The 17,683-nt window shown below is 43.0% G+C and carries 9 protein-coding genes and 5 pseudogenes; all 14 read left to right on the forward strand.

Annotated elements, in window-relative coordinates; translation table 11 throughout:
- Window positions 1–442: 442 nt before the first annotated feature.
- The 14 genes and pseudogenes from pnp to JCM21738_RS01505 all read left to right on the forward strand — a co-directional run bounded on the left by pnp (window position 443) and on the right by JCM21738_RS01505 (window position 17,643).
- Window positions 443–2,554, forward strand: coding sequence for a polyribonucleotide nucleotidyltransferase (gene pnp, locus JCM21738_RS01440; protein ID WP_023614844.1), 2,112 nt, complete (start codon window positions 443–445; stop codon window positions 2,552–2,554).
- 264 nt (window positions 2,555–2,818) lie between these two features.
- A pseudogene (locus JCM21738_RS01445) lies at window positions 2,819–3,810 on the forward strand (polysaccharide deacetylase family protein).
- 58 nt (window positions 3,811–3,868) lie between these two features.
- A complete protein-coding gene (locus JCM21738_RS01450) occupies window positions 3,869–5,101 on the forward strand; it encodes a M16 family metallopeptidase (RefSeq protein ID WP_023614841.1) in 1,233 nt (410 codons plus the stop codon).
- A 283-nt stretch (window positions 5,102–5,384) separates the two neighbouring features.
- Window positions 5,385–5,630: a YlmC/YmxH family sporulation protein gene (locus JCM21738_RS01455; protein WP_023614840.1), complete on the forward strand. Its 246-nt coding sequence runs from the start codon at window positions 5,385–5,387 to the stop codon at window positions 5,628–5,630.
- 220 nt (window positions 5,631–5,850) lie between these two features.
- On the forward strand, window positions 5,851–6,753 hold the full coding sequence (dpaA, locus tag JCM21738_RS01460) for a dipicolinic acid synthetase subunit A (RefSeq protein WP_031307873.1): 903 nt from the start codon (window positions 5,851–5,853) through the stop codon (window positions 6,751–6,753).
- Window positions 6,750–7,346: a dipicolinate synthase subunit B gene (gene dpaB, locus JCM21738_RS01465; protein WP_023614838.1), complete on the forward strand. Its 597-nt coding sequence runs from the start codon at window positions 6,750–6,752 to the stop codon at window positions 7,344–7,346. Before dpaA ends, dpaB begins: the two co-directional genes overlap by 4 nt.
- A gap of 615 nt (window positions 7,347–7,961) precedes the next feature.
- A pseudogene (gene asd / locus JCM21738_RS01470) lies at window positions 7,962–9,010 on the forward strand (aspartate-semialdehyde dehydrogenase).
- Between the two features lie 41 nt (window positions 9,011–9,051).
- Window positions 9,052–10,338 (forward strand): aspartate kinase, encoded by a 1,287-nt coding sequence (gene dapG / locus JCM21738_RS01475; RefSeq protein WP_023614836.1) that lies wholly within the window; start codon window positions 9,052–9,054, stop codon window positions 10,336–10,338.
- A gap of 6 nt (window positions 10,339–10,344) precedes the next feature.
- Window positions 10,345–11,211, forward strand: a complete 867-nt coding sequence (gene dapA, locus JCM21738_RS01480; RefSeq protein ID WP_023614835.1) for a 4-hydroxy-tetrahydrodipicolinate synthase — start codon at window positions 10,345–10,347, stop codon at window positions 11,209–11,211.
- Window positions 11,212–11,661: 450 nt separating this feature from the next.
- A pseudogene (locus JCM21738_RS01485) lies at window positions 11,662–12,942 on the forward strand (ribonuclease J).
- A 122-nt stretch (window positions 12,943–13,064) separates the two neighbouring features.
- A complete protein-coding gene (locus JCM21738_RS01490; RefSeq protein ID WP_023614832.1) occupies window positions 13,065–13,805 on the forward strand; it encodes a ClpP family protease in 741 nt (246 codons plus the stop codon).
- Window positions 13,802–14,011: a YlzJ-like family protein gene (locus JCM21738_RS01495; RefSeq protein ID WP_023614831.1), complete on the forward strand. Its 210-nt coding sequence runs from the start codon at window positions 13,802–13,804 to the stop codon at window positions 14,009–14,011. The genes JCM21738_RS01490 and JCM21738_RS01495 overlap by 4 nt, the downstream gene beginning before the upstream one ends.
- A 266-nt stretch (window positions 14,012–14,277) precedes the next feature.
- Window positions 14,278–16,612: pseudogene (locus JCM21738_RS01500) on the forward strand (DNA translocase FtsK).
- A 306-nt stretch (window positions 16,613–16,918) separates the two neighbouring features.
- Window positions 16,919–17,643 (forward strand): annotated as a pseudogene (locus tag JCM21738_RS01505) (GntR family transcriptional regulator).
- Window positions 17,644–17,683: the final 40 nt, after the last annotated feature.

The following is a 17,683-nucleotide window of genomic DNA, read 5'->3' on the forward strand; positions in this document are numbered from 1 at the left end:
GGATTTATCCCGCTTTTTTATTACTTTATAAGAAAGTATAAAACTTTTTACTTAGAATAGTGTCTAGCTCCAGCGCCTAGCCCCTCGAGTCGCTTCGGTCCGCCCAATGAAGTCAAAGGACGACTTCACCGGTCGGCCCTCCACCGCTTGTCAGGGCTGACCAAGGCGCCTGCGTTTTTCTTAAGTGAATTTTTTGAGTTTACATAACAATATATTGATATTAAGCGCTGTGTTTTGGCGCATACTATAACATAAAAGTCTTCTCCTGAAGCAGGACAGGCAATTTAAAACGATGTCTGATTAACACCAGACTCATCTTATGTGTTTTAATATTTTTTATAAAGGTATATTTGTTATAAGACAGGCACTGGTGCCGTTTTTAAATAATTTTCCCAGATAGTAAATCTGGATGGATTTTCATGTTAGAGAGGGGCTTAAATGTATGGAACAAGAAAAACAAATTTTTTCCTTTGACTGGGCAGGACGCAAGCTTACTGTTGAAATTGGACAGCTTGCAAAGCAGGCAAATGGTGCAGTCTTTGTCCGTTACGGAGATACTGCTGTATTAAGTACAGCGACTGCGTCAAAAGAACCGAAGAATTTAGACTTCTTTCCTTTGACTGTCAATTATGAAGAAAGACTATATGCTGTCGGAAAAATTCCTGGCGGTTTTATTAAACGTGAAGGACGTCCAAGTGAAAAGGCTATCCTTGCCAGCCGCTTGATTGACCGTCCAATCCGTCCGTTATTCGCTGATGGTTTCCGTAATGATGTCCAGGTAATCAGCATCGTCATGAGTGTTGATCAAAACTGTTCGTCAGAAATGGCAGCGATGTTTGGTTCTTCACTTGCACTATGTGTATCAGATATTCCATTTGAAGGACCGATCGCTGGTGTGACAGTTGGAAGAATTGATGGGAAGTTCATTATCAATCCTTCTGTTGAAGAGACAGAAAAGAGTGATATGCATCTTATTGTTGCAGGTACAATGGATGCGATCAACATGGTTGAAGCAGGTGCTGATGAGGTTCCTGAAGAAGTAATGCTTGAAGCGATCATGTTCGGACATGATGAAATCAAGCGTCTGATTGCTTTCCAACAGGAAATCGTTGCACAGGTTGGCAAAGAGAAGCGTGAAATTGTTCTCTTTGAAATAGACAAAGAGTTAGAAGCGGAAGTTCGCGGAATTTGCGAACAAGACATGCTGGCTGCAATTCAGGTGCAAGAAAAGCATGCACGCGAGGACGCAATCAAAGAAGTGAGAAATTCCATTGTTGCTCGATATGAAGAGCAGGATGCAGATCAGCTAAAAATGGTAAAACAAATCCTTGATAAAATCGTCAAAGGCGAAGTGCGCCGCTTGATCACGGAAGAGAAAGTACGTCCAGACGGCCGTGGAGTCGACGAAATCCGCCCACTTTCTTCAGAGGTAGGCTTGCTTTCGAGAACTCATGGTTCCGGTTTGTTCACAAGGGGACAAACACAGGCTTTGAGCATTTGTACGCTTGGAGCAATGGGTGATGTTCAAATCCTTGACGGACTTGGAATCGAAGAGGAAAAACGCTTTATGCACCATTACAACTTCCCATTATTCTCTGTAGGTGAAACTGGACCGATCCGTGGGCCAGGCCGACGAGAAATTGGGCATGGTGCGCTTGGCGAACGTGCGCTTGAACCTGTTATCCCTAATGAAAAAGACTTCCCATATACAATCCGCCTTGTATCCGAGGTACTAGAATCAAATGGTTCAACTTCACAGGCGAGTATTTGTGCAAGTATATTAGCGTTGATGGATGCTGGTGTGCCTATTAAAGCACCGGTAGCTGGTATTGCTATGGGTCTGATTAAATCAGGTGAGCATTACTCAATCCTGACTGATATCCAGGGGATGGAAGACCATCTGGGCGATATGGACTTTAAAGTAGCTGGAACGGCAAAAGGTGTTACAGCATTGCAGATGGATATCAAAATCGATGGGTTATCTCGTCAGATTCTTGAAGAAGCATTGCAGCAGGCAAAAAAAGGCCGTATGCAAATCCTTGAATCAATGCTCGCGACTATCAAGGAACCACGTGAACAGCTTTCACAATATGCTCCGAAAATCATTACGATGTGGATCAAGCCGGATAAAATCCGCGACGTCATTGGACCAAGCGGAAAACAAATCAATAAAATCATTGAAGAAACAGGCGTGAAGATTGATATCGAACAAGATGGTACGGTGTTTATCGGTTCAGTAGATGAAGAAATGATCCAAAAAGCTAAGAAAATCATCGAAGATATCATACGTGAAGTCGAAGTCGGAGAGATGTATCTTGGCAAAGTCCGCCGCATTGAAAAGTTTGGTGCGTTCGTGGAAATCTTCCCTGGAAAAGACGGTTTGGTACACATTTCCGAGCTTGCTGAAGAGCGGGTAGGAAAAGTGGAAGATGTTCTCAAACTGGGAGATGAACTTCTGGTTAAAGTTACTGAAATCGACAAGCAAGGAAGAGTCAATCTTTCACGCAAGGCTGTATTGAAAGAACAGCGTGAAAATGCTGAAAAACAATCTTAATAATCGTAAAGGCCGGGGGCAATCCCGGTCTTTTTGTTTTTTTCTCTCAAATCATTTTCTACTATCCAAGCTCGTCTGCCGCTTGCTTTACACAAGCAAGTAGTCATCTCCATCTCTTTTCTTTGTTGGCTCACAAATGACTTTCGTTCTATCTTGTCCTTCTGTTTCATAAAGTAAAATAGGGCCCTTTTCATGCTTACAATAGAAATTATTGATTAAAGTTGATTATACATAGAGGCCTTACCAGAAGAGGAGGCACATCAAATGAGAAAGTTTATATTAATTTCTGTCATGCTGATTGCGGGCTGGTCCATGGTGAATAATCCATTCTCTAATACATATGTAACAGGCTAAAAGCCGGAACACTTGCGGTGACAGGGAATGAGAATTCATTGATGTCAGAAATCGAAATGAAAGCAAAAGAATATGAAGTTGAACCTTCGGATGCCAGGAAAGATCCTGTCTGGAAGGTGATCCCCGGCTACAACGGTCTAAAAGTTGATGTGAAAAAATCATATAGCAAGATGGAGAAGGAAGGGAAATTTGATCCGGAAAAGCTGGTCTTTGAACAGGTCCCTCCTGAAATCCATCTGAGTGATTTGCCGCCCATGGCAATTTACAAGGGACATCCTGAAAAGCCAATGGTGAGCTTTATTATCAATGTAGCATGGGGAAATGAGTATTTGTCCGGAATGCTGGCGACATTGAAGAGGCATAATGTAACCGCAAGTTTTTTTCTTGAAGGCAGATGGGTAAAGAATAATCCCGGTATGGCGAAAATGATTGCTGATGCAGGCCATGAGATAGGAAACCATTCATTTACGCATCCAAACATGAAGCAGCTTCCTGCTCCTAAAATCAATGAAGAAATTAGGAGGACAAATGAAGTTATTGAAGCAGTGACCGGGGTGAAAAGCAAATGGTTCTCTCCACCAAGCGGGTATTACAGGGACGAGGTAGTTGAGATTGCCGCAGCCCATAAGTTAGGGACTGTCATGTGGAGTGTTGATACAATCGACTGGCAAAAACCATCGCCAGAAAGAATGATCAGCAGGGTGATGGGGAAGGTTCATAACGGCGCAATGATTTTAATGCATCCAACAGAGTCGACGGCTGCCTCGCTCGACCAATTAATCACACAAATAAAAGGTAAAGACCTGCAAATTGGTACTGTATCAAATATGTTGAGTGAAAATCGGGTAGTATCTGCAAAAAAAAATGAAAGAATAGCATTGTATTTGGAAAAAGTAAGATAAATGGACTATACTAAGTAAATGCAGAAGTTTTAGCAGCAGGTTCCAGAGGAGGAATATAATGATAAAGAAATATACATGCCAAAACGGTGTAAGAATCGTACTAGAACAAATCCCAACTGTCCGTTCTGTCGCAATAGGAGTATGGATTGGAACGGGCTCCCGTAATGAAAACCCAGAGAATAATGGGATTTCCCATTTCCTTGAGCATATGTTCTTCAAAGGCACTAAAACAAGATCTGCCAGAGAAATCGCAGAGTCCTTTGACAGCATTGGCGGCCAGGTGAATGCATTCACCTCCAAGGAATATACCTGCTATTACGCTAAGGTGTTAGATAATCATGCACAATATGCACTTGAAGTTTTAGCGGATATGTTCTTTAATTCTACCTTTGATTCAGAGGAGCTTAACAAAGAGAAGAACGTTGTAAATGAAGAAATCAAGATGTATGAAGATACACCTGATGATATCGTGCATGATTTGCTTAGCCGGGCTGTTTATGGTGACCACCCACTGGGGTACCCAATTCTTGGTACGGAAGAAACGCTCCAAAGTTTTACAGGAGAAAAATTGGAGCAGTATATGCATGATTCGTACAGACCGGAAAACGTGGTAATTTCCATTGCTGGGAACGTTCCGGAATCTTTCATTAATAATGCTGAAAAGTTCTTTGGCTCATATGATGCGAGTAAAGAGAAGATGGAATATGAGAAACCTGCATTCTACGCAACACAGGCTTCCCGAAAAAAAGAAACTGAACAAGCACATCTGTGCCTGGGGTTTGAAGGATTGCAAATTGGCCATTCAGCCGTTTATAGTCTGATTGTCTTGAACAATGTACTGGGGGGCAGCATGAGCAGCAGGTTGTTCCAGGAGGTGCGTGAACAACGCGGCCTTGCTTATTCTGTATTTTCCTATCACTCCGCTTATCGCGATAGCGGAATGGTGACTATTTATGGCGGAACCGGCGCAAATCAGCTGGGCGTCTTATATGAAACAATCCAGGACACACTCTCGAAGCTGCGCGCAGAGGGAATTACGGAGAAAGAACTCAACAACAGCAAAGAGCAGCTTAAAGGCAGCCTGATGCTAAGCCTTGAGAGCACAAACAGCCGTATGAGCAGAAACGGAAAAAATGAACTACTGCTAGGAAGGCACCGTTCCCTAGATGAAATCGTCAAACAAATTGACCAGGTGACTAAGGACAGCGTCGACGGCATGGCCAATAGTATCTTCACAGACAAATACTCTGTTTCGTTGATCAGTCCAAATGGCGAACTGCCAAACCTATAAAATCGTCCCACCGACAGCAGCTTCCAAGTGAAGCTGCTGTTTTTGAACCATTCTGTAACGAGCTCCGCAATAACGCTGGAATCATGACAACTTCAGCCTCTACACCTGAAAAGCTGTCAAGAAAACGAAGGAATCAATACAGCTTGAGCTTCTACTGCTGAAAGGCTGAAAAATAACAGTAGCTTCTTGACACCAAATCCGCCTTTTTTCCCGGATATGTATTCTAAAAAACTCCCCGGATTGATACATATAGAATAAGGATAAAGTGACAGGGGGAGGCCTCATGAAATTAAGTGAACTTGGAGGAAAAGAAATCGTCGATGTAAAAAGGGCAGAAAGACTGGGCGTACTTGGACAGACAGATTTGGAAATCAATGAAAGAACCGGTCAAATAGAGGCCTTGATCATTCCGTCTTTAAAATGGTTCGGCCTCCGCAAACAATCAGGAGAAGTAAGAGTTCCATGGAAGCATATCAAAAAAATAGGTTCGGACATGATTATCATTGATATCCCTGATGACGAAGAGTAAATGCGGGCCAAAAGCCTGCTTTATTTTTTGCCTTTAATTAGGCTTTGTTGATATAAAATCAATCCTTCTATTCAATGAATTTTCAGCGCTGGCCAATGGCCGGCGCTTTTCTTTTATGGAAAACTCACCTATTCCATGTCTGATACATATGATGTTGAAGTAGTTCAAATTGAATGAAATATATATTCCAGGATTAATGGAAAAGAAGGTGATTGTTCTCATGCTGACAGAAATGCAAATCGCGGTTATCGGCGGTGATGCGAGACAGCTGGAGATTATTCGCAAGCTGACAGAGCTTGATGCAAAGCTTTCTTTAATAGGCTTCGAGCAGTTGGATCATGCTTTTACAGGTGCCTCAAAAGAAAAGATAGATGAAATTGATTTTTCCGTACAGGATGCTTTGATCCTGCCTGTTCCAGGTACTAGTATGGAGGGCCAGATCGAGACCATTTTCTCGAATGAAAAAGTAGTCCTTATAAAAGAAATGCTTGAAAAGACTCCTGAACATTGCACAGTTTATTCAGGCATCAGTAATTCCTATTTAACCGGAATTACAAACCAAGCCAACAGGAAACTCGTACAGTTATTCGCTCGTGATGATGTTGCAATATATAACTCGATCCCGACGGTAGAAGGAACGATCATGATGGCAATCCAACATACGGATTTCACCATCCATGGCTCAAAGGTAGCTGTTCTCGGCCTTGGAAGAGTTGGGATGAGTGTCGCGAGAACCTTCCATGCCCTTGGAGCAAAGGTGAAGGTAGGAGCCCGGAAAAGCGAACACATTGCAAGGATAGCGGAAATGGGATTAGAGCCGTTCCTTTTATCCGATATAGGCAAGGCGGTCTCGGATTCGGATATTTGCATCAATACGATTCCTTATCATATCGTTACTGCCTCCGTCATTTCGAGGATGCCTGCTCATACTTTGATCATCGACCTTGCATCCAAACCAGGTGGAACGGATTTTCGCTATGCGGAAAAACGTGGAATCAAAGCATTGCTTGCACCTGGATTGCCAGGAATCGTTGCCCCGAAAACAGCGGGGCAAATTTTGGCGAATGTTCTTTCTCAGCTGCTTATGGAAGACTTTATAAACCGAAAGGAGAAAGAAGTATGAGTTTAAGAGGTAAGAAGATTGGTTTTGGATTAACAGGCTCACACTGTACGTACGATGCTGTTTTTCCGGAAATTGAAAAGTTAGTGAATGCAGGCGCTGAAGTGTTGCCTGTTGTCACATTCACTGTTAAAAATACAGAAACACGTTTTGGAAAAGGTGAAGATTGGGTACAGCGGATTGAGGAGCTTACAGGTAATAAAGTGATTGATTCGATTGTAAAGGCAGAACCTCTAGGTCCAAAAATCCCTCTTGATTGCATGGTCATCGCGCCGCTGACTGGTAACTCCATGAGCAAGTTTGCAAATGCCATGACTGATTCGCCAGTTTTGATGGCTGCGAAAGCAACATTAAGGAACCAAAAGCCAGTTGTCCTTGGTATTTCCACTAATGATGCTTTGGGGCTTAACGGCGTAAACCTTATGAGGCTGATGGCAACCAAGAATATTTACATGATTCCTTTTGGCCAGGATGATCCTGTGAAAAAGCCAAATTCAATGGTTGCAAGAATGGAGAAGCTTTCCGAAACAATCGTTGAAGCAATGAATGGAAAACAGTTGCAGCCGGTATTAGTCGAGCGTTACAAGGATAACTAATGCAAATTTCAAGCTCTTTCTAAAAACATTGTTGCTTGTTGGAAAAAAGTGAATTTTACAAACAAAGCCTTAACTGTTCAGCGGCCACTTAGAAAAGAGCCTGGAAGCTGATAAGAGGCAAGGCTTCAACGGAATATACCGATTGCAACAATCAATGCGAAAAGATTCTTTTTCACTTAAAAAGCAACACTAACATAGCAAATTTTAATTTGGAAATGCTTTTCTTCGGCAGTGAAGCAAAATGTTTCTCTTATTAATGATTGATTATGATAAAATATAGGATAATATACTAGGCGGTTATTTTAACTTTATAAGAAAGTATAAATTTTATTCACTTAGATTAGTGTCTAGCTTCAGCGCCTAGCCAGTTTTCATCCCCGAGAGTGCTTCCTCGAGTATCTTGCGATAAGCGTTAGCTTTGAGCAGCTCGAGTCGCTTCGGTCCGCTCAGGTGAGTCAAAGAGCGACTTCACCGGTCGGCCCTACAACGCTTGTCGGGGCTGAACAAGGCGCTTGCGCTTTTCTTATTGACCGCCGCTTTATACTTATGGTTCAAACAACCTCAGCTAAAATGCGGGGTATTAAAACGATAATGGTAGTGGAAGGGGAAACAGCAATGTCAGAGAGAAAAGGTTACCGTGTAGCAGTAGTTGGAGCAACAGGAGCAGTAGGACAGCAGATGATCCATACGCTTGAAAGCAGGGATTTCCCTGTGTCTGAGCTATTATTGCTATCATCTTCAAGATCAGCTGGTACAAAGGTCCAATATAAAGGCAAAGAGCTGACAGTACAGGAGCTAAGCCAGAAAGCTTTGAAGGTGTAGATATCGCCTTGTTCAGCGCTGGTGGAAGTGTTTCCAAGGAACTGGCACCAGAAGCAGTCAAACGCGGCGCTATCGTGGTGGATAACACAAGTGCATTCCGCATGGATGAGAACACGCCACTAGTCGTTCCTGAAGTAAATGAAGAGGATCTGCATTCACATAATGGGATCATAGCTAACCCGAACTGCTCGACGATCCAGATGGTCGTAGCATTGGAGCCATTACGAAAAAAGTTCGGCCTGGAAAAGATTATCGTATCCACGTACCAGGCAGTATCTGGTGCAGGTGCTGCTGCTGTTGAAGAATTGGAGCAACAGACTCAGGCAATCCTGAACGGTGAAGATTACGAACCGAAGATTCTTCCAGTTAAATCAGCTAAAAAGCACTACCAGATTGCATTTAACGCCATTCCACAAATCGATACATTCGTTGATAATGGTTTTACGTTTGAGGAAATGAAAATGATCAATGAGACTAAGAAAATCATGCACATGCCTGAGCTGCAGGTTGCGGCAACATGTGTACGTCTTCCGGTTGGCACGGGTCATTCGGAATCGGTGTATATTGAAATAGGCCAGGGCGGTGTTTCCGCAGCAGAAGTAAAAGAACTTTTGACTGACGCACCAGGAATTGTCCTGCAAGATGATCCTGATCAGCAGCTTTATCCAATGCCTGCATTCTGCGTTGGTAAAAATGACGTTTTTGTCGGCAGAATCAGGAAGGATTTAGATTATGACAAAGGCTTCCATATGTGGGTCGTTTCTGACAATTTGTTAAAAGGTGCTGCATGGAACTCAGTTCAGATTGCTGAAAGTCTTGTAAAGACTGGAATAGTAAAGTAATCACATAATTGATTTAATGACAGAATTTCTGAGGTGTTACGATGAAAATAATCGTTCAAAAATTTGGCGGTACATCTGTCCGAGACGAACATAGCCGCATCCAAGCGATGAGTCATATTAAGAAGGCTATCGCGGATGGGTACAAAGTAGTTGTAGTTGTTTCTGCGATGGGCAGGAAGGGAGATCCGTATGCTACTGACACTCTCCTCAGCCTGCTGGGAGGAAGTGACAGCAAGATCAGCAAGCGGGAGCATGATCTATTGCTATCGTGCGGAGAAACGATATCCAGTGTCGTTTTTACCAATATGCTGCTTGATAATGGCATTAATGCGACTGCGCTTACAGGTGCCCAGGCGGGATTCAGGACAAATAGCGAGCATACGAACGCAAGAATACTTGATATGAAGTGCGACCGATTGCTTAGAGAACTGGATCAGGTCGACGCTGTTGTCGTGGCAGGATTCCAGGGCGCTGCAAAAAATGGAGACGTGACAACAATAGGCAGGGGCGGCAGTGACACATCGGCTGCAGCACTTGGTGCAGCGTTAAACGCAGAGTGGATTGACATCTTTACCGATGTCGAGGGAATCATGACAGCTGATCCGCGAATTGCTGAAAACGCACGGCCACTTTCTGTGGTAACCTATACGGAAGTTTGCAATATGGCTTACCAAGGGGCAAAGGTAATCCACCCTCGCGCGGTTGAGATAGCCATGCAGGCAAAAGTTCCGATCAGAATCAGGTCCACCTATTCGGAAGGCCTTGGCACACTGGTTACTACCCTTAATCGTGAAAATAAAGGAACTGACATTAAGGAACGTTCTGTAACAGGAATTGCGCATGTATCAAATGTAAGCCAAATAAAGGTTTTTGCTAAAAAAGACCAATACAATCTCCAATCTGAGGTTTTTAAGGCTATGGCCAATGAAGACATCAGCGTAGATTTTATTAATATTTCTCCAAATGGAGTGGTCTACACTGTCCTGGACGAAATGACCGACCGGGCAGTTAAAGTATTAGAAGGATTGGGACACACTCCGCAAATTGAGAGACATTGCGCGAAGGTATCAGTTGTCGGGGCAGGAATGGCTGGAGTCCCAGGTGTAACCTCAAAAATTGTTATAGCTTTATCTGAAAAAGGCATTCGTATTCTTCAATCTGCTGATAGCCATACAACCATTTGGGTATTGGTCAAACAAGATGATTTAGGGAAAGCAGTAAATGCCTTGCATGATGCCTTTCAGCTCGAAGAGGAAACAGCAGAATTTGAGCGTCGAGATATTTTGCTTCCAGCCTCTGAAGCCGGAAGCTTTTCAGAAGAGGAGTGAACAGGAATGGTTCAATTCGGAAAAGTATCCACAGCAATGGTGACCCCATTTGACCACAAAGGTCACATTGATTTCAATAAAACGACCCAGCTAGTAAACCATTTGATTGATAACGGGACAGATTCACTTGTTGTTGCAGGGACAACAGGTGAATCCCCAACTCTATCAAAAGAAGAGAAAATTGCATTATTCAAGCACATCGTGAAGATTGTAGACAAGAGGGTTCCTGTCATTGCCGGAACGGGCAGCAACAACACATATGCTACCATCGAACTGACTAAAAAAGCAGAAGAGATTGGTGTGGACGCGATCATGATTGTAGCGCCATATTATAATAAGCCAAACCAGGAAGGTCTTTATCAGCACTTTAAAGCTGCAGCAGAAGCTACTTCTCTTCCTGTGATGGTTTATAATATTCCTGGCAGGTCAGTGGTCAACATTCTGCCAGAAACAATCATCAGGCTTGCTGAAATTCAAAACATTGTTGCTGTAAAAGAAGCGAGCGGCGACTTGAACGCCATGACGAAAATCATCGCAAATACACCGGACGATTTCCTACTGTACAGTGGAGATGACGGATTGACTCTGCCAGTGCTTGCAATTGGCGGTACTGGAATTGTATCTGTTGCTTCGCATGTAATAGGCAATGAAATGCAGGCAATGGTCGATGCATTCTTCAGCGGAAGGAATGCGGACGCAGCAAAGCTGCATCAGCGACTGCTTCCAATCATGCAAGGACTATTCGCAGCTCCAAGCCCAGCACCAGTCAAAACCGCATTGCAGCTAAAAGGACTCGATGTCGGTTCCGTACGTTTGCCAATGGTGCCATTGACAGAACAGGAAAGATCCGCAGTAGCTAAACTATTTCAATAAACTGTGTAGGGCCAACCTTTTAGGGTTGGCCTTTAATATGTAAAAAAACAATAGTTGATCTATAGAATTCCGAAATGGCATTATGACTTACTTATTGCACTTATAGAATATGCTCAGACTTGAAGATGTCTAATAAAAGCAGTTTCCTGGACATTTTGACTGTGCTCAAGCTCTAAAATGTCTATTAAGTTCAGTTATTTAGACATTTTGCCACCCTCCTGACCATTTAACGTCTCCGCTCTCTGGTCTACATCCACTTTTGACCTCTAAATGTCCATTAAACACTAAACCCAGGTTCAAGATGATAAAGGCAGATTAATAAAAAATCGAGTTCCTTTCGGCCGATAAATAGCTAATGTATTAAGTTGTCAAGATTTTCTGTCATCAAGTATAATGTTATTTATTAATTAGTCACGGTCGGAGATAAAACAACATAGGAGGAGCGTAGACTTGAATACGAAGAAAAATGAAAATATAAAAATCATCGCGCTTGGTGGAGTAGGGGCAATCGGTAAGAATATGTACGTCACCGAAGTGGACGGTGATATTTTTGTTGTTGATGCGGGATTGATGTTCCCTGACTATACAGGCCTGAGATAGGCAAGATGGCCGCAATTGGTGTAAAAGGTGTTCTCTGCCTGCTATCTGACAGTACAGAAGCTGAAAGTCCAGGATATACTCCATCGGAATCAACCGTGGCTGCTGAGCTTTCTAATGTATTTTATAATGCACACGGCAGAATCATTGCTGCCTGCTTTGCCTCTGACTTAAACAGAATCCAGCATCTCTTTGACAGTGCTGCTGCAAATGGCCGCAAAGTAGCAGTGGCAGGGAAAAGCCTGAAACGTGTCTATGGTATAGCGTTACAACTAGGCTGCCTACAGGTTGAAGAGGACTTGATTATATCGGTAAATGACTTAAAGAATCACGAAGATGATCAGGTTGTTATTTTAACCACGGGAAGCCAGGGCGAGCCGATTGAAGCTTTGCAGAAAATGGCGAAACAAGTGCATCCCCAGGTGAATATTCAGCGAGGGGACACAGTCTTGTTTGCAGCTTCTCCATTGCGGGGAAGTGAAGTTTTTATTTATAAGACAATGGATATGCTTTACCGAGCTGGTGCAAATGTAGTATCAAGCAAAAAAGGTGTTCAGGTTTCAAGCCATGGAAGGCAGAAAGAACTGAAATTCATGATCAATTTGATGAACCCAAAATTCTTCATTCCAGTTCACGGTGAATACAAAATGCTCAAGGCCCACAAAAGGTTAGCACAGACATGCGGAATTTCGGAAGAGAATATCTTCATCCCGGACCGCGGTGACGTTATTGACATTTCTGGAGGAAAACTAAAGTCCACAGAGAAGGTACAGGCAGGGAATACGTTGATTGACGGTAACGGAGTAGGAGATGTAGGCAATATTGTTCTCCGTGACCGCAGGCTGCTCTCGCAGGACGATGTTTTAATTGTAGTCGTCACACTGAATAAAGCAGACAGGAAAATTGCTGCCAGCCCGGAAATTATATCACGCGGTTTCGTCTATGTACGTGAATCCGAAAAGCTGATGGCAGAATCCTCAACTCTGGTAAAAGAAACCGTGGAGAGAAACAAATAAAGAGTCATTCGATTGGAACAGTTTAAAACAAGACATGCGTGATTCACTGAGCCAATACTTATATGAAAAAACAAAACGCCGACCAATGATCATGCCAATAATAATGGAGGTTAAATAAGCACGAAAAGTACTGGCTAAATGCCAGTGCTTTTTTCAAATCTTTATGTCACACTTCGCTATGGAATGAAATTGACGATGATGTTCATACTAAAATTATCATGCCTGAAGGGAGCATAAAATATGAATAAATTCAGTTCAGAAAACCAGGAAGGCCAGCAAGGGGATAAGGAGAGCAAACCATCTGGTCTTCTTGAGAAAATCCAGCAGCTAGGCCAGACCAATGTACCCCAGCTGTCTCAGGATTCAAAAATACATTGTTTGACGATTGTCGGTCAAATCGAAGGGCATATGCAGCTTCCGCCCCATAATAAAACGACAAAGTATGAACATTTAATTCCACAAATTGTCGCAATTGAACAAAACCAGAATATTGAAGGTTTGCTTGTCATCTTGAATACAGTTGGCGGGGATGTGGAGGCAGGATTGGCTATATCGGAGATGCTTGCTTCACTTTCAAAGCCGACAGTTTCAATTGTACTGGGCGGCGGCCATTCCATTGGAGTGCCAATAGCGGTTTCCTGTGATTATTCGTTCATTGCGGAGACGGCCACAATGACAATTCATCCGATCAGGTTGACTGGACTCGTCATTGGCGTTCCGCAAACTTTTGAATATCTCGATAAAATGCAGGAAAGAGTCGTTAATTTTGTTACGAAACACTCCAATATCTCTGAAGAAACATTTAAAGAGCTTATGTTTACAAAAGGAAACCTGACAAGGGACATCGGAACGAATGTTGTCGGCCATGATGCAGTTGAGACTGGCCTGATCCATGAAGTAGGCGGCATAGGACAGGCGATGAAGAAGTTGAATGAATTGATAGATCTGAATAAACAAAAGTCTGAAGTGATTGTACAATGATCCTTTATACTATGATGCCGCATGAACAGGTATTTCCCCCCGAAGCGGGAGCCGTAAACCAGGTCATGATTAGCTATAACGGTATCCCAATCATGGCAGAAATGACCGAGAATCACGAATATCGTGTAGTCAGGGTAATGAGTACTGATCCAAACCACTATATGGAACCTTCATGTTTGCCTGGTTCTACAATCCCTCTCTTATAGATACTCATTGCGTACACTTTTATTTGCACCGCTATAGTAATGCTGGCACGCAGGATACGTAATCGACCCATACCAGCACCGCTAAAAGAGTACCGATCTTGGCTATTTAAAAAATCGATTGTGCCGTTTCTACTGGCAAATATGATATAATATGGATACACTAAAGCATCAGCAGCCGAATAGGGCTGCTTTTCTTCTTACTGAAGTTTGAAGATTGGAGTCATTGATTATGCTGATAGTGAAGCTATAAATATTCAGGTGATAAAATGGGCAAAAAGAAAAGACGGCAATCGAGAAAGAAGAGTACTCTGAAAACAACAGTTCAATACGAACTTGCCGGGTTAGCAATGCTCGCATTGGCTATCATAGCGATGGCAGATTTGGGTGCCGCAGGAAGGGCGGTCGTGATGTTTTTCCGCTTTTTCTTCGGTGAATGGTATATGCTCAGTCTCGTAGGGCTGGTTGTGTTCAGTATTTATATTATGTGGAAACGCAGTCTCCCGTTTATATTCCATACCAAATTGCTTGGTACATATCTAATTGTTGGTGCAATTTTGTTATTAAGCCACGTGACGTTATTCGAACTGTTATCCAATGGAGGCAAGTTCGAGGATCCAAGTGTCATTAAAAATACCTTTGATTTATATGTCATGGAGGCTAAAGGAGAGACAAGCACGACAGACCTTGGAGGCGGGATGATCGGGGCTGTGATGTTTGCGCTGTTTTACTTTTTGTTTGATGCAGCGGGATCTCAATTGATTGCTTTCCTTCTAATCATCATTGGAGCGATTCTCGTTACAGGGAGGACCTTTAGCGAAGTTGCGGGGAAAATACTTACACCGATTGGCAGTTTTATCAGAGGCCAATGGATTTCATTCATTGATGATCTAAAACAATGGAAAGAAGATCAACAACATAAAAAGGAAGCCAGGACGCTCGAAGCGAAACAGACGAAAACTGAGAGCAAACAGGCAGATACGCAGGAAGCGTCTGTTGAAAAAACAATTAATCTTACTGAGGAGCCATCTCCGGAGCCAATCATCTCCAGCTTTGCGGAGCGAGCTTATGCAAACTCTGCTGATGCACAACCACAGCAGCCGGTAAAGAAGGCTAAATCTGAAACTGACACAGAACATGATGGGGACGAATTGCCACAGCCCATTACTTTTACTGAGGTAGAAAATACCTCATATGAGCTGCCGCCGATAGACATATTGAAGCTGCCGAATAAAACCGACCAGAGCGGGGAATACGAAATGATCCATGCCAATGCGGCCAAGCTTGAACGTACGTTCCACAGCTTTGGCGTAAAGGCGAGAGTAACCCAGGTACATCTTGGTCCTGCTGTTACGAAATATGAAGTCCACCCAGATGTCGGTGTCAAGGTCAGCAGAATTGTAAGTCTGAACGATGATCTGGCACTAGCCTTGGCTGCGAAGGATATCAGGATTGAAGCGCCTATACCAGGGAAATCAGCCATTGGTATAGAGGTGCCTAATTCCGAAGTAGCAATGGTTTCTTTACGGGAAGTTATCGATTCAAAGCAGCACAACAAACCTGGGTCAAAATTGCAAATTGGTTTAGGACGCGATATTACCGGTGAAGCAGTGCTCGCAGAATTGAATAAAATGCCCCACCTTCTTGTTGCTGGTGCTACAGGAAGCGGGAAGAGTGTGTGCATTAACGGTATCATCACAAGTATTCTCATGAAGCAAAGCCTCATGAAGTCAAACTGATGATGATTGATCCAAAAATGGTAGAGTTGAATGTTTATAATGGAGTTCCGCATCTGCTGGCCCCTGTTGTCACCGATGCTAAGAAAGCATCCCAGGCACTGAAGAAAGTGTCAGTGAGATGGAAAGGCGCTATGAGCTCTTCTCACACACTGGCACAAGGAACATAGAAGGCTACAATGAATATATTAAGAGGTATAATAGCGAGGAAGAAGCAAACCAGCCTCTGCTTCCATTCATTGTCGTAATTGTGGACGAGCTAGCGGACTTAATGATGGTCGCATCTTCTGATGTAGAAGATTCAATCACCAGACTGGCCCAGATGGCCCGTGCTGCGGGGATCCATCTGATCATTGCTACGCAGAGACCGTCTGTTGATGTCATTACAGGGGTAATCAAAGCAAATATTCCGTCAAGAATTGCATTTGCAGTTTCTTCGATGACAGACTCCAGGACGATTCTTGATATGGGCGGCGCTGAAAAGCTGCTTGGAAGAGGAGATATGTTGTTCCTGCCGGTCGGTGCATCCAAGCCTGTCAGGGTACAGGGAGCTTTCTTATCGGATGAGGAGGTTGAAGAGGTTGTAAACTACGTCATTGGCCAACAGAAGGCACAGTATCAGGAAGAAATGATTCCTGAAGATATACCTGAGAACACGTCTGAGGTTGAAGATGAATTGTACGGTGATGCTGTAGACCTTGTGGTGGAAATGCAGACTGCTTCTGTCTCAATGCTGCAAAGGAGATTCAGGATTGGTTATTCACGAGCGGCAAGGCTGATTGATGAAATGGAGCTCCGTGGAGTGGTTGGTCCTTATGAAGGAAGCAAGCCAAGGACCGTCCTGTTAGCTAAGTCTGAAGAGGCATAAAATTGATACGGAAAAAGAGACAAAATCCGGATGTTAACATCCGGATTTTGTTTTTACATAGTACCTAACTACCACAGGAGGTGTAATAATGTTATACTATTAAAACCGCTTACAAACTATTATTATATCAAAAATATAGGTTTTTTGTCCCGGGAAAAGTGACAATTTTGGTTAATCTGGCTTTTTTCGACAAAATGATGAAACACTATTTATTTATATCATAAAAAGTGTTATAGTATTTTCGATTAGTAGGAATGCTATACATCAGATGTCTGATGTCTTGAGCAAAGGTTGGAGGAACGCCTCATGTCGATCAAGTCAGATAACCGGCACCTGTATTTACAAGTAATCGATCACCTGAAGCAAGATATTCAAAAAGGTATATATAAAGAGAGAGAAAAATTACCTTCAGAATTCGATCTTGCCAAACAGCTTGGAGTTAGCAGGGCGACTCTCCGTGAAGCATTGCGAATCCTTGAAGAAGAAAACGTCATAGTTCGCAGGCATGGTGTAGGGACCTTTGTCAACGCCAAACCATTGTTTGAGTCGGGTATTGAACAGCTTAATAGTGTGACGGGCATGATTGAGCAGGCGGGGATGAAGCCTGGTACAATCTTTTTGAACTCAACGACTACCGGGCCAACCGAAGAAGATATTCGTCGTTTTTCATGTACGCTAGATGATGAAATCACACTCGTGGAAAGGGTCAGAACTGCAAACGGGGAACCTGTTGTCTATTGTCTTGACAAGATTCCTGCAAGTATCCTGCCGGCAGTACATCTTTCGAGGATGAATCATTGCTTCATCTTCTTGAAATCAAATCGCATCGGAAGGTAACATATGCAGTGGCTCAAATCGAGCCGATTGGCTATCATGAGAAGATTTCACCCATCCTTGAATGCGCGCCGGAAACAGCGCTGCTCGTTTTAAAGCAGATGCATTTCGATGAAAACGATGTTCCAATTCTTTATTCGGTCAATTACTTTAAAGCCGACAAGTTCAGTTTTCATGTCCTTAGAAAAAGAATTTAATTTTTTTAATGAAATGAAAACGCTAACTGATTGGTTTTTC

The sequence above is a fragment of the Mesobacillus boroniphilus JCM 21738 genome, assembly GCF_000517385.1.
GTDB lineage: Bacteria > Bacillota > Bacilli > Bacillales > Cytobacillaceae > Mesobacillus > Mesobacillus boroniphilus.